The 12,977-nt window shown below is 41.2% G+C and carries 10 protein-coding genes, 2 tRNA genes and 1 other RNA gene; 11 read left to right on the top strand and 2 right to left on the bottom strand.

All coding sequences use genetic code 11. The features are described from left to right. Nucleotides 1–172 precede the first annotated feature (172 nt). From D8848_RS04975 to D8848_RS05000, 6 genes are all read left to right on the top strand, one after another. Nucleotides 173–1,498 carry a CapA family protein gene (locus D8848_RS04975; RefSeq protein ID WP_080976377.1) on the top strand — a complete coding sequence of 442 codons (1,326 nt, stop codon included), beginning with the start codon at nucleotides 173–175 and terminating at the stop codon, nucleotides 1,496–1,498. 21 nt (nucleotides 1,499–1,519) lie between these two features. Continuing rightward, a complete protein-coding gene (locus D8848_RS04980) occupies nucleotides 1,520–2,347 on the top strand; it encodes an HAD family hydrolase (RefSeq protein WP_125443061.1) in 828 nt (275 codons plus the stop codon). A 1-nt stretch (nucleotide 2,348) separates the two neighbouring features. Beyond that, a complete protein-coding gene (locus tag D8848_RS04985; RefSeq protein WP_125443062.1) occupies nucleotides 2,349–2,984 on the top strand; it encodes an SGNH/GDSL hydrolase family protein in 636 nt (211 codons plus the stop codon). Nucleotides 2,985–3,045: 61 nt separating this feature from the next. Next, nucleotides 3,046–3,394: a transfer-messenger RNA gene (ssrA, locus tag D8848_RS04990) on the top strand. Between the two features lie 384 nt (nucleotides 3,395–3,778). Then, nucleotides 3,779–3,866: transfer RNA gene (locus D8848_RS04995), tRNA-Ser, on the top strand. Between the two features lie 78 nt (nucleotides 3,867–3,944). Next, complete coding sequence (locus tag D8848_RS05000; protein WP_125443063.1) at nucleotides 3,945–4,868, top strand: hypothetical protein; 924 nt, start codon at nucleotides 3,945–3,947, stop codon at nucleotides 4,866–4,868. 115 nt (nucleotides 4,869–4,983) lie between these two features. Here D8848_RS05000 and D8848_RS05005 read toward each other — a convergent pair. Then, nucleotides 4,984–5,071, bottom strand: a tRNA-Ser gene (locus tag D8848_RS05005). Between the two features lie 161 nt (nucleotides 5,072–5,232). On the opposite strand from D8848_RS05005, the gene D8848_RS05010 reads away from it, so the two are divergent. From D8848_RS05010 to D8848_RS05025, 4 genes are all read left to right on the top strand, one after another. Next, entirely contained in the window at nucleotides 5,233–5,973 is a 741-nt protein-coding gene (locus D8848_RS05010; RefSeq protein WP_125416655.1) for a DeoR/GlpR family DNA-binding transcription regulator, read from the top strand. Then, nucleotides 5,970–6,881, top strand: coding sequence for a 1-phosphofructokinase (gene pfkB / locus D8848_RS05015; RefSeq protein WP_125443064.1), 912 nt, complete (start codon nucleotides 5,970–5,972; stop codon nucleotides 6,879–6,881). Before D8848_RS05010 ends, pfkB begins: the two co-directional genes overlap by 4 nt. After that, on the top strand, nucleotides 6,878–8,830 hold the full coding sequence (locus D8848_RS05020; protein ID WP_125443065.1) for a PTS fructose transporter subunit IIABC: 1,953 nt from the start codon (nucleotides 6,878–6,880) through the stop codon (nucleotides 8,828–8,830). Before pfkB ends, D8848_RS05020 begins: the two co-directional genes overlap by 4 nt. A gap of 88 nt (nucleotides 8,831–8,918) precedes the next feature. Continuing rightward, nucleotides 8,919–11,222: a DNA translocase FtsK gene (locus D8848_RS05025; RefSeq protein ID WP_125443066.1), complete on the top strand. Its 2,304-nt coding sequence runs from the start codon at nucleotides 8,919–8,921 to the stop codon at nucleotides 11,220–11,222. Nucleotides 11,223–11,266: 44 nt separating this feature from the next. On the opposite strand, the gene D8848_RS05030 is transcribed toward D8848_RS05025, so the two are convergent. After that, the gene (locus tag D8848_RS05030; protein WP_125443067.1) at nucleotides 11,267–11,695 is read right to left on the bottom strand and encodes a DUF6556 family protein; all 429 of its coding nucleotides are present in this window, start codon (nucleotides 11,693–11,695) and stop codon (nucleotides 11,267–11,269) included. A gap of 138 nt (nucleotides 11,696–11,833) precedes the next feature. On the opposite strand from D8848_RS05030, the gene D8848_RS05035 reads away from it, so the two are divergent. Beyond that, the gene (locus D8848_RS05035; protein ID WP_125443068.1) at nucleotides 11,834–12,976 is read left to right on the top strand and encodes a cysteine desulfurase family protein; all 1,143 of its coding nucleotides are present in this window, start codon (nucleotides 11,834–11,836) and stop codon (nucleotides 12,974–12,976) included. Nucleotide 12,977 lies beyond the last annotated feature (1 nt).

Here is a 12,977-nt window from a genome sequence, read left to right on the forward strand (position 1 = left end):
TCTCTCCTTTCATTACTTCTACATGATATCACAAAATGACAAGGAATGAAAGCATTATGGCATCGAGCTTTTATAGAAAATGCCTACTAGGTTCGATTCAATTGTGAAAGAATTACTTATCTATGATATAATAAAAAGAAAAGGCTTGCATTAGAAAGTGGGGAGAATAAAGATGCAAAGAAGACAAGATAGACATAAACGTGGACCAGTTTTTCGTTTTATGAGGGGTTTTGTAAACTTTTTTAGGAGTTATCGCAAGTGGAGTAATAAGGGATTTGTGGCTATACTCTTGCTAGCAGTTGCTTTATCAATGGGCTTGGTCTTGTTGTTTGAAAGTTTCCAAGGAATCCCTTTAACCAGTCAAAAAAAGGATGCCATTTCTCAAGAAGCAAATAAGACGAATCAAAATGCTAAAGATCAAGAAGAGGAAAAAACTGCTAGAATTATGGCCAACGGGGACCTCCTCTATCATATTCCCATCTATCGTTCTGCTTTAAAAGAAGATGGAACCTATGATTTTCATGAAAATTTTGATTATGTGAAACCATGGCTCAAACAAGCAGACTTGATTATAGGTGATTTTGAAGGTACTGTGAACAAGGACCACTATTTGGCAGGTTATCCTCTCTTTAATGCACCTGGAGAAGTCATGGATGCTATCAAGGATGCCGGTTATCAAGTGCTAGATTTGGCACATAACCATATCCTAGATTCACAAATAGAAGGTGTGGTTTCAACAGCAGATGCTATTGAGAAGGCAGGAATGACACCTATTGGAGTGTATACGCATGAGTCACGTGATCAAGCTCCACTGGTTATCAAGGAAGTGAACGGCATCAAGGTTGCACTTTTGGCCTATTCTTATGGTTTTAATGGAATTGAGCAAAGTATTTCTCAAGAAGACTATAACCGCTATCTTTCAGACCTAAATGAAGACAAGATGAAGGCTGAAATTGAACGAGCAGAGAAGGAAGCAGATATTACCATTATCATGCCTCAGATGGGTGTGGAGTATCGCTTGGAACCAACTGAAGAACAAAAGGCTCTTTACCACAAGATGATCGATTGGGGAGCGGATATTATCTTTGGAGGGCACCCTCACGTAGTTGAACCATCTGAAACGGTTGAAAAAGATGGGGACAAGAAACTCATTATCTATTCAATGGGGAACTTCATTTCCAATCAACGAATTGAAACCATGCAAGATGAAGAGAATGCTAAGTGGACAGAGCGCGGCGTGCTCATGGATGTGACTATTAAGAAAAAAGCCGGTAAGACGACAATCGAAACTGCAAAAGCGCATCCTTCTTGGGTAAACCGTACACCAAAAGGAACCTATTCTCCAGAAGGTTATCCACTCTTCCTTTACCAAACCTATATCTTAGAAGATTTTATCGAGGGTGGTAGTCATCGTGACCAGTTAGATGAAGCGACTAAGGAACGAATTGATACAGCCTATAAAGAAATGAACGAACATGTGGGATTGAAGTGGGATTAGCTTGAATCCAGAGGGAAGTAAATGACGATTAAGGTAATTGCAACAGATATGGACGGGACCTTGCTGGATGCTAGAGGCCAGCTTGATCTCCCACGCTTGGAAAAGATTTTAGATCAGTTGGATCAAAGGGGTATTCGTTTTGTCATCGCGACGGGCAATGAAATTCACCGCATGAGGCAACTACTGGAGCACTTGGTTGATCGAGTTGTTCTGGTTGTTGCAAACGGTGCTCGTATTTTTGAAAACAATGAACTGATTCAGGCTCAGACTTGGGATGATGCCATTGTCGATAAGGCTTTGGCTCATTTCAAGGGTCGAGCGTGTCAGGACCAGTTTGTTGTAACGGGGATGAAGGGTGGTTTCGTCAAAGAAGGTACGATTTTTACAGATCTTGAAAGTTTTATGACTCCAGAAATGATTGAAAAATTCTACCAACGGATGCAATTTGTGGATGAATTAACCTCCGACCTCTTTGGTGGTGTGCTCAAGATGAGTATGGTTGTTGGTGAGGAACGTTTGAGTTCTGTTTTAGAAGAAATCAATGACCTCTTTGATGGCCGTGTTCGGGCTGTATCGAGTGGCTATGGTTGCATTGATATCCTCCAAGCTGGGATTCATAAAGCGTGGGGCTTGGAAGAATTACTCAAGCGCTGGGACTTGAACCCCCAACAAATCATGGCTTTTGGTGACAGTGAAAATGATGTTGAAATGCTTGAAATGGCTGGAATTGCCTATGCGATGGAAAATGCTGATGAGAAAGCCAAAGCTGTGGCGACTGCTCTAGCACCAGCTAACAGCCAAGGAGGAGTTTACCAAGTCTTGGAAAACTGGTTAGAAAAAGGAGAATGAAGTGGCAGTACAGTTATTAGAAAATTGGTTACTAAAGGAACAAGAAAAAATCCAAACCAAGTATCGTCACTTAAATCAAGTTTCTGTTGTAGAGCCAGATATTCTTTTTATTGGGGATTCCATTGTCGAATATTATCCTCTACAGGAATTATTTGGGATTTCGAAGACAATTGTCAATCGAGGCATTCGAGGTTATCAGACAGGGCTGTTATTAGAAAATCTAGATGCGCATCTGTACGGTGGAGCAGTAGATAAAATTGTCCTTTTGATTGGGACAAATGATATTGGAAAAGATGTGCCTGTGAATGAGGCTCTCAATAATATCGAAGCTATCATACAATCCATTGCTCGCGATTATCCATTGACAGAGATGAAATTGCTTTCTATTTTGCCAGTCAATGAGGGAGAGGAGTACAAGCAGACAGTCTATATCCGCACGAATGAAAAAATTCAGAAATGGAATCAAGCCTATCAAGAGCTTGCTTCTGCCTATATGCAGGTAGAATTTGTGCCAGTTTTTGATAGTTTGACAGACCAAGAAGGTCAACTCAAAAAAGAATATACAACTGATGGACTGCATCTCAATGTTACTGGTTATCAGGTTTTGACAAAAGCCTTGAAAGACTATCTTTTGTAGTTAGTTGATTTCCTTTTTGCATTTTTGTGTTAGATAAGGTATAATGGTCTTATTGTCTTTTGGGGTCGTTACGGATTCGACAGGCATTATGAGGCATATTTTGCGACTCATCGGCAGATGTAAAAATGCCAGTTAAATATAACTGCAAAAAATAACACTTCTTACGCTCTAGCTGCCTAAACACCAGCAGGCGTGACCCGATTTGGATTGCTCGTGTTCAATGACAGGTCTTATTATTAGCGAGATACGATCAAGTCTCGTCTAGCGGCTTGATAAGAGATTGATAGACTCGCAGTTTCTAGGCTTGAGTTATGTGTCGAGGGACTGTTAAAATAATACATAACCTATGGTTGTAGACAAATATGTTGGCAGGTGTTTGGACGTGGGTTCGACTCCCACCGGCTCCATTATTCCTTTGCATTCTTTTGCATTCCTTGGTAAAACGTTGTTAAATCAACGTTTTTTATTTTGAAGTTCTTTATAAAAACTAAAAAAATGAACTTAACGTTCAAAAATTAGACATAACAAATTAAAAAATATACCGATTTTTATCTCCCTGAATGATATAATGATTGTATATTGTGGGTTTATTGTAATGTTGTGTTTGATTTTCAAAAAGAACAATTTTCCAGAAAAAGAGGCTATGTAATATAGTTTTTGAGATGATTCTTGAATTTGAACATGGGTTATAATTGAGTACGATGGTAAGCAGTAAACAATTAAATAAACAAAAAATGATGTTTATTCGTGATGTTAGGTTTGATAAATCCAATCGTTCTAGTATTTTTATTTTTGGAGAATTACTCAAGAGGCTGAAGAGGACGGTTTGCTAAATCGTTAGGTCGGGTAACTGGCGCGAGGGTTCGAATCCCTCATTCTCCGTTAGAATAATCTTGAGATTTTCTAAAGAAACACTCTTAGGGACTTTTTCCAAGAGTAAATTTTATAAAGAGGTGTATTATGAAAAAAGTTAAGTTGCTAAGTATTTTAGCGCTCTCAGCAGTTGTCTTAGGTGCTTGTTCTTCACTTCCGAGTCAGTCAGGGTCGAATTCTGACAAAACCGAACAAACTGATAAGAAAGAAGAATCAGTCAAAGAAAAAGTTACAAAAGATGCTGAAACTTTATTAGATGCAGTTTTGACTACTGATATTGCTAAGTTTAAAAAGATTTACGGCGAAACCTATGAAAAATGGACTGATGCAGTATTTGCGGTTCAAACTAGTGAAAAGGTAAAAGATGATGGTCTTACACCAGCCTCTACCTATTCTGTTCAATGGCATGCTGATTTCCCTATTGAAACACCAGAAGAAACAATTACTGGTTTCTTAAAAGTAAGACGAAAAATGTTCCAAGAGATTGGTTCTTACTCTATTAAGGATGTTAAGTTAGACGAATCAGGGAGTTCAGCTACTGTAACTTTTACATCTAAAAAGTTGCATTCTAAGGGCTTGGCTTCTTCAACAAGAGACGTTTTAACTACTCTAATTGGAGGGATTGACAACTTAGGTAAGTACAATACTGCGGGATCAAATGTTGATATTAAACGATACCAAACATTAATTTCATACTGGATTTTTGAGCATCTGTTTAGGCATGATTTTACTATCTATAACGATGTTGACCCTAACTTAGCGTATACACCATTTACTACTGGAGATTTTGATACTGAAATCAAATTAACCAAAGATAAGGATGGCAACTGGCTTATCTCTCAAGAGGATTATCGTACTCTAGCGACTGAGTTAATTGATAATACAGAAGGTTATGATACTGTTGTCCGAAGTAATGTTTCAAAATCTAACGACAAAGGCAAATCCAGTGATAAATCGACAGACAACTCAACAGACAAATCCTCAGATAAAAAAGATAAAAGTAGTATCTGATAATTAGTTTAAAAAGTAAAGCAAGTAGTTTATAATAGCTACTTGCTTTATTTCGTTTTATTAGCAAAAAAGATACAACATTTGTCGCATCCCCCAAAATAATTGTTCTTTTCCACGGAAGACATGGGATTCGAACCCACGCACGCTGTTACACGCCTACCGCGTTTCCAACACGGCCTCTTAAGCCTCTTGAGTAATCTTCCAATACTTACTCAAATAGTCTACCATAAAGGCCCTTATCTTGCAATAAAAATTCTAGAAATAAGAAAAATGATAGATTTTGAAAGAAAATGATAAAAAATGCTTGACTTTTAAATAAAGTGTGATAGAATGAATAGTGTAAACGATAACAGGAGGTGATTCGGTGTTAAAAACAGAGCGGAAGCAACTGATTTTAGAGGAGTTAAATCAACATCATGTAGTTTCTCTAGAAAAATTAGTTAGTTTGCTAGAGACCTCAGAATCAACGGTTCGAAGAGACTTGGATGAGTTGGAAGCGGAAAACAAGCTTCGTCGTGTGCATGGTGGAGCAGAATTGCCCCATTCCTTGCAGGAAGAAGAAACCATTCAAGAAAAATCTGTCAAAAACCTTCAAGAGAAGAAGTTGTTGGCTCAGAAAGCAGCCTCTCTCATCAAGGAACAAGATGTCATCTTTATCGATGCAGGAACAACAACTGCTTTTTTGATTCATGAATTGGTCAATAAGAATATTACTGTAGTAACCAACTCGATTCACCATGCTGCTCAGTTGGTTGAAAAGCAGATTCCGACTGTCATGGTTGGAGGAAGTGTCAAGATGGCGACAGATGCTAGTATCGGGGGCGTTGCTCTTAACCAGATTAACCAATTGCACTTTGACCGTGCCTTTATCGGGATGAATGGTGTGGACGATAGTTATTATACGACTCCTGATATGGAGGAGGGAGCTGTGAAGCGTGCTATTTTGGAAAACGCCAAACAGACCTATGTCTTGGTGGATTCGTCTAAAATTGGGCAAACTTGCTTTGCCAAGGTAGCACCACTCAAACGAGCTATTGTTATCACAAGTCAAGGGCATGAGCTCTTGCAGGTTATTAAGGAGAAAACGGAGGTAATAGAAGTATGATTTATACAGTCACACTCAATCCATCCATTGATTATATCGTTCGTTTGGACCAAGTTCAAGTCGGTAGTGTCAATCGTATGGACAGTGATGATAAGTTTGCTGGTGGGAAAGGAATCAATGTCAGTCGTGTTTTGAAGCGCTTAGATATTCCAAATACAGCGACGGGATTTATCGGAGGCTTTACTGGTAAATTTATCACAGATACTTTGGCTGATGAAGAAATCGAGACACGTTTTGTTCAAGTGGCAGAAGATACTCGTATCAATGTTAAAATCAAAGCAGACCAAGAAACAGAAATCAACGGAACGGGTCCAACTGTTGAGCCCGAACAACTTGAAGAGTTAAAAGCCATTCTTTCAAGTCTGACAGCAGAAGATACGGTTGTCTTTGCAGGTTCAAGTGCTAAGAATCTAGGTAATGTTATCTACAAGGATCTAATTGCCTTGACGCGCCAGACTGGTGCGCAAGTGGTTTGTGACTTTGAAGGACAGACTTTGATTGATAGTTTGGACTACCAGCCACTTTTGGTTAAACCAAACAATCATGAACTTGGAGCGATTTTTGGGGTTAAACTAGACAGTTTAGATGAAATTGAGAAATACGCGCGAGAGTTACTGGCTAAAGGTGCTCAAAATGTGATTATCTCTATGGCTGGTGATGGTGCCCTTCTTGTCACATCTGAGGGAGCTTACTTTGCTAAACCAATCAAGGGGACAGTCAAAAATTCAGTTGGGGCTGGTGATTCTATGGTCGCTGGATTCACAGGTGAATTTGTCAAATCAAAAGACGCAGTAGAAGGCTTCAAATGGGGAGTGGCTTGCGGAACGGCAACCACCTTCTCAGATGACTTGGCAACAGCAGAATTTATTAAAGAAACATATGAAAAAGTTGAGGTAGAAAAAAGATGAAAATTCAAGACCTATTGAGAAAAGATGTCATGTTGCTGGATTTGCAGGCAACTGAAAAAACAGCTGTCATCGACGAGATGATTAAAAGTTTGACAGACCACGGTTATGTAACAGATTTTGAAACATTTAAAGAAGGAATTTTGGCGCGTGAAGCTCTGACCTCTACAGGTTTGGGTGATGGAATCGCAATGCCTCACAGCAAAAATGCTGCTGTAAAAGAAGCGACAGTTCTCTTTGCCAAGTCAAACAAGGGTGTTGACTACGAGAGCTTGGATGGGCAACCAACTGACCTTTTCTTTATGATTGCAGCTCCAGAAGGTGCCAATGATACTCACTTAGCAGCCTTGGCAGAATTGTCTCAATACTTGATGAAAGACGGTTTTGCTGACAAACTTCGTCAAGCAACATCAGCTGACCAAGTTATCGAACTTTTTAATCAAGCTTCAGAAAAAGCTGAGGAGGCAGTTCAAGCACCTACCAATGACTCTGGTGACTTTATCGTTGCTGTTACAGCTTGTACAACAGGTATCGCCCACACTTATATGGCCCAAGAAGCCCTTCAAAAAGTGGCTGCTGAAATGGGGGTTGGAATTAAGGTCGAAACCAACGGTGCTAGCGGTGTTGGTAACCAACTAACTGCGGAAGACATTCGTAAGGCTAAAGCTGTGATCATCGCAGCAGACAAGGCTGTTGAAATGGATCGATTTGATGGAAAACCATTGATCAATCGTCCAGTTGCTGACGGTATCCGTAAGACAGAAGAGTTAATTAACTTGGCTCTTTCAGGAGATGCTGAAGTCTATCGTGCCGCTAATGGTGCAAAAGCTGCAACAGCCTCTAACGAAAAACAAAGCCTTGGTGGTGCCTTCTACAAACACTTGATGAGTGGTGTATCTCAAATGTTGCCATTTGTTATCGGCGGTGGTATCATGATTGCCCTTGCCTTCTTGATTGACGGTGCTTTGGGTGTTCCAAATGAAAACCTTGGCAATCTTGGTTCCTACCATGAGCTAGCTTCTATGTTCATGAAAATTGGTGGTGCAGCCTTTGGCTTGATGCTCCCAGTCTTTGCAGGTTATGTTGCCTACTCTATCGCTGAAAAACCAGGTTTGGTAGCAGGTTTCGTGGCTGGTGCTATTGCCAAAGAAGGTTTTGCCTTTGGTAAAATTCCTTATGCCGCAGGTGGTGAAGCAACGTCAACTCTTGCAGGTGTCTCATCTGGTTTCCTAGGTGCCCTTGTGGGTGGATTTATCGCAGGTGCCTTGGTTCTTGCCATCAAGAAATACGTTAAAGTTCCTCGTTCACTTGAAGGTGCTAAATCAATCCTTCTCTTGCCACTTCTTGGGACAATCTTGACTGGATTTGTCATGCTAGCTGTTAACATCCCAATGGCAGCAATCAACACTGCTATGAATGACTTTCTAGGCAGTCTTGGAGGAGGTTCAGCTGTCCTTCTTGGTATCGTCCTTGGTGGAATGATGGCTGTCGATATGGGTGGACCAGTTAACAAAGCGGCTTATGTCTTTGGTACAGGTACACTTGCAGCGACTGTTTCTTCAGGCGGTTCTGTAGCTATGGCAGCAGTTATGGCTGGAGGAATGGTACCACCACTTGCAATCTTTGTCGCAACCCTTCTTTTCAAAGATAAATTTACTAAGGAAGAACGCAACTCTGGTTTGACAAACATCATCATGGGCTTGTCATTTATCACTGAAGGAGCGATCCCATTTGGTGCCGCTGACCCAGCTCGTGCGATCCCAAGCTTCATCCTTGGTTCAGCAGTAGCAGGTGGCCTCGTTGGTCTTACTGGTATCAAACTCATGGCACCACACGGAGGAATCTTCGTTATCGCCCTTACTTCAAATGCTCTCCTTTACCTCGTTTCTGTCTTGGTAGGAGCAATTGTAAGTGGTGTGGTCTATGGTTACCTACGCAAACCACAAGCATAAAAATTAGATAGAAAATAAAAAGATTGGACCGTTTGGTGCAGTCTTTTTCTCTTTCCGAAATGCCTGTCAAATATGGTATAATAGAAGAATGGCAAACAAGAATACAAGTAAAACAAGACGGAGACCGTCTAAAGCAGAACTCGAAAGAAAAGAAGCGATTCAACGAATGTTGATTTCGTTGGGAATCGCGCTTTTATTGATTTTCGCAGCCTTCAAATTAGGGGCTGCAGGTATAACCCTTTACAATTTCATTCGCTTGCTGGTGGGTAGCCTAGCTTATCTGGCAATATTTGGCATCCTGCTCTATCTCTTCTTCTTCAAGTGGATACGAAAACAGGAAGGACTCTTATCAGGTCTGTTCACCATATTTGCTGGCTTACTCTTGATTTTTGAGGCCTACTTAGTTTGGAAATATGGTTTGGACAAGTCTGTTCTAAAGGGAACCATGGCTCAGGTTGTGACTGATCTGACTGGTTTTCGAACGACCAGTTTTGCTGGTGGAGGCTTGATTGGTGTTGGACTCTATGTGCCAACAGCCTTTCTCTTCTCAAATATCGGTAGTTACTTTATTGGTTCTATCTTGATTTTAGTGGGTGCTCTCCTAGTCAGTCCTTGGTCTGTTTACGATATTGCTGAATTTTTCAGTAGAGGCTTTGCCAAATGGCGGGAAGGGCATGAGCGTCGAAAAGAGGAACGCTTTGTCAAACAAGAAGAAAAAGCTCGTCAAAAGGCTGAGGAAGAGGCTAGATTAGAACGAGAAGAGGCTGAAAAAGCTTTACTCGATATGCCTCCTGTTGATATGGAAACGGGTGAAATTCTGACTGATGATGTTGTTCTTGACGTTCCTCCTGTTCCAGAAGAAGAGTGGGTGGAACCAGAAATCATCCTGCCTCAAGCTGAACTTGAATTCGCTGAACAGGAAGATGGCTCTGATGACGAAGATGTTCAGGTTGATTTTTCAGCAAAGGAAGCCCTCGAATACAAACTTCCAAGCTTACAACTCTTTGCCCCAGATAAACCAAAAGACCAGTCTAAAGAGAAGAAAATCGTTCGGGAAAATATCAAAATCCTAGAAGAAACCTTTGCTAGCTTTGGTATCAAGGTAACGGTTGAACGGGCCGAAATTGGGCCATCAGTGACCAAGTATGAAGTCAAGCCTGCAGTGGGTGTACGGGTCAACCGCATTTCCAATCTCGCAGATGACCTCGCTCTAGCCTTGGCGGCCAAGGATGTCCGTATTGAAGCACCAATCCCTGGGAAATCCCTAGTCGGTATCGAAGTGCCCAATTCTGAGATTGCGACTGTGTCTTTCCGTGAATTATGGGAACAATCTCAAACGAAAGCAGAAAATCTCTTAGAAATTCCTCTAGGAAAGGCAGTTAATGGCACCGCAAGAGCTTTTGACCTTTCCAAGATGCCCCACTTGCTAGTTGCAGGTTCAACGGGTTCAGGGAAGTCAGTAGCTGTTAACGGCATTATCGCTAGCATCCTCATGAAGGCGAGACCTGACCAAGTTAAATTTATGATGGTCGATCCCAAGATGGTTGAGTTGTCTGTTTACAATGATATTCCCCACCTCTTGATTCCAGTCGTGACCAATCCACGTAAGGCCAGCAAGGCTTTGCAAAAGGTCGTGGATGAAATGGAAAATCGTTATGAACTCTTTGCCAAGGTGGGAGTTCGGAATATTGCAGGTTTTAATGCCAAGGTAGAAGAGTTTAATGCTCAGTCTGAGTACAAGCAGGTTCCGCTACCACTCATTGTTGTAATTGTGGATGAGTTGGCTGACCTTATGATGGTAGCCAGCAAGGAAGTGGAAGATGCTATCATTCGTCTCGGACAGAAGGCGCGTGCTGCAGGTATCCACATGATTCTTGCAACCCAGCGTCCATCCGTTGACGTCATTTCTGGTCTGATCAAGGCCAATGTCCCATCTCGTGTCGCTTTCGCAGTTTCATCAGGAACAGACTCCCGTACTATTTTAGATGAAAATGGAGCTGAGAAACTGCTTGGACGTGGAGATATGCTCTTTAAACCAATTGATGAAAATCATCCAGTTCGTCTCCAAGGCTCCTTTATCTCGGATGATGATGTCGAACGTATCGTAAACTTCATTAAGGCTCAGGCTGATGCGGACTACGATGAGAGTTTTGATCCAGGTGAGGTTTCTGAAAATGACGGAGAATTTTCAGATGGTGAATCTGGTGGTGATCCGCTCTTTGAAGAAGCCAAGGCTTTGGTAATCGAAACCCAGAAAGCCAGCGCATCTATGATTCAGCGTCGTTTGTCAGTTGGATTTAACCGTGCGACCCGTCTCATGGAAGAGCTTGAGATGGCAGGTGTCATTGGTCCAGCTGAAGGTACCAAACCAAGAAAAGTTTTACAACAATAAAAAAATAGCTTCTTTCCAAGTTTGGAAGGAGGCTATTTTAGTGATTATTGATTAGTTTTATTTTCCGAAGTTGGGGTATTGGACTGTTTTTCATTTTCAGTAGCAGGTTTACTTGGAGTAGGAGTAGAAGAATCCTGAGTTGCTGCTTTCTGCTCTTCTTTTTTCTCTTCCTTGACGCTAGATTTTGGTGTTTCCTCTTGCTGTGTTTTTTCTTGGATAGTGTTAGTTTCCTTATTGGGACTAGTGTTTTCCTGAGGGGATTCCTTTTGAATTTCTTTGACAATTGTTGTCGTCTGGCTTGTCGTAGGTTCTTTTTTAGTATTTTTGTTATTATCCAAGGCGTTCATAATCGTGATACTAGCAGTAATCAAGCCGAGGATACTACCGATAGTAGCAACGGTTTTTTGAAAGACTGTAAAGCCTTTTTTGATGTGTTCTGTTTTTGGTTTTGAAGTTCTACGATAATTAGACATACATTCTCTCCTTTGATTAAAATTTATTATACCGCATTTCTTTAAAAAAATCTTAAAAAAAGAGGAATTGCCCTTTCTTGTCGCAAGCTCCGTTTCATGATACAATAGAAGGAGTGATTTTAGAAAGCGTGAGAAAACATGATTTACTTTGATAATTCGGCGACGACCAAGCCCTATCCTGAAGCCCTTGAAACTTATATGCAGGTCGCTTCAAAAATTTTAGGAAATCCATCTAGTCTCCATCGTTTGGGAGACCAGGCAACACGAATCTTAGATGCTTCTCGCCAACAGATTGCAGATTTAATCGGTAAGAAAAGCGATGAAATCTTCTTTACTTCTGGTGGGACAGAAGGAGATAACTGGGTCATCAAGGGTGTGACCTTTGAAAAGGCTCAGTTTGGAAAACACATCATTGTATCAGCCATTGAACATCCGGCAGTCAAAGAGTCAGCCCTCTGGTTGAAAAGTCAAGGATTTGAAGTAGATTTTGCTCCAGTTGATAACAAAGGATTTGTAGATGTTGAAGCGTTATCAGATTTGATAAGACCTGATACGACCCTCGTTTCCGTCATGGCTGTGAACAATGAAATCGGTTCTGTTCAGCCCATTGAGGCTATTTCAGAACTGTTAGCAGACAAGCCGACTATTTCCTTCCACGTTGATGCGGTTCAGGCACTTGCCAAGATTCCGACTGAAAAGTATCTGACAGAACGAGTGGATTTTGCGACTTTCTCTAGTCACAAGTTTCACGGAGTTCGAGGTGTTGGATTTGTCTATATCAAGTCTGGCAAGAAGATTACGCCTCTGTTGACTGGTGGTGGTCAGGAACGTGATTACCGTTCGACAACTGAAAATGTGGCAGGAATTGCAGCGACTGCCAAGGCTCTCCGCTTGTCTATGGAAAAGCTAGATATCTTTAGGAGCAAGATTGGGCAGATGAAGTCAGTAATTCGTCAAGCCCTTCTGGACTATCCAGATATTTTTGTCTTTTCGGATGAGGAAGACTTCGCCCCTCATATTCTGACTTTTGGAATCAAGGGTGTTCGTGGTGAAGTCATCGTTCACGCCTTTGAAGACTATGATATTTTCATCTCAACAACCTCTGCTTGTTCGTCCAAGGCTGGGAAACCTGCAGGAACCCTGATTGCCATGGGAGTGGACAAGGATAAGGCCCAGTCAGCTGTGCGTCTTAGCCTAGACCTTGAAAATGATATGAGTCAGGTCGAGCAGTTTTTGACCAAGTTAAAATTGATTTACAATCAAACTAGAAAAGTAAGATAGG

Source organism: Streptococcus mitis (assembly GCF_003942775.1).
Lineage (GTDB): Bacteria > Bacillota > Bacilli > Lactobacillales > Streptococcaceae > Streptococcus > Streptococcus mitis_CN.

What these genes read in the sequence shown, in the direction of transcription:
- pfkB (WP_125443064.1), top strand. Translation starts at nt 5,970, where the DNA reads ATGATTTATACAGTCACACTCAATCCATCCATTGATTATATCGTTCGT.
- D8848_RS05020 (WP_125443065.1), top strand. Translation starts at nt 6,878, where the DNA reads ATGAAAATTCAAGACCTATTGAGAAAAGATGTCATGTTGCTGGATTTG.
- D8848_RS05025 (WP_125443066.1), top strand. Translation starts at nt 8,919, where the DNA reads ATGGCAAACAAGAATACAAGTAAAACAAGACGGAGACCGTCTAAAGCA.
- D8848_RS05000 (WP_125443063.1), top strand. Translation starts at nt 3,945, where the DNA reads ATGAAAAAAGTTAAGTTGCTAAGTATTTTAGCGCTCTCAGCAGTTGTC.
- D8848_RS05030 (WP_125443067.1), bottom strand. Translation starts at nt 11,695, where the DNA reads ATGTCTAATTATCGTAGAACTTCAAAACCAAAAACAGAACACATCAAA.
- D8848_RS05035 (WP_125443068.1), top strand. Translation starts at nt 11,834, where the DNA reads ATGATTTACTTTGATAATTCGGCGACGACCAAGCCCTATCCTGAAGCC.
- D8848_RS04975 (WP_080976377.1), top strand. Translation starts at nt 173, where the DNA reads ATGCAAAGAAGACAAGATAGACATAAACGTGGACCAGTTTTTCGTTTT.
- D8848_RS04980 (WP_125443061.1), top strand. Translation starts at nt 1,520, where the DNA reads ATGACGATTAAGGTAATTGCAACAGATATGGACGGGACCTTGCTGGAT.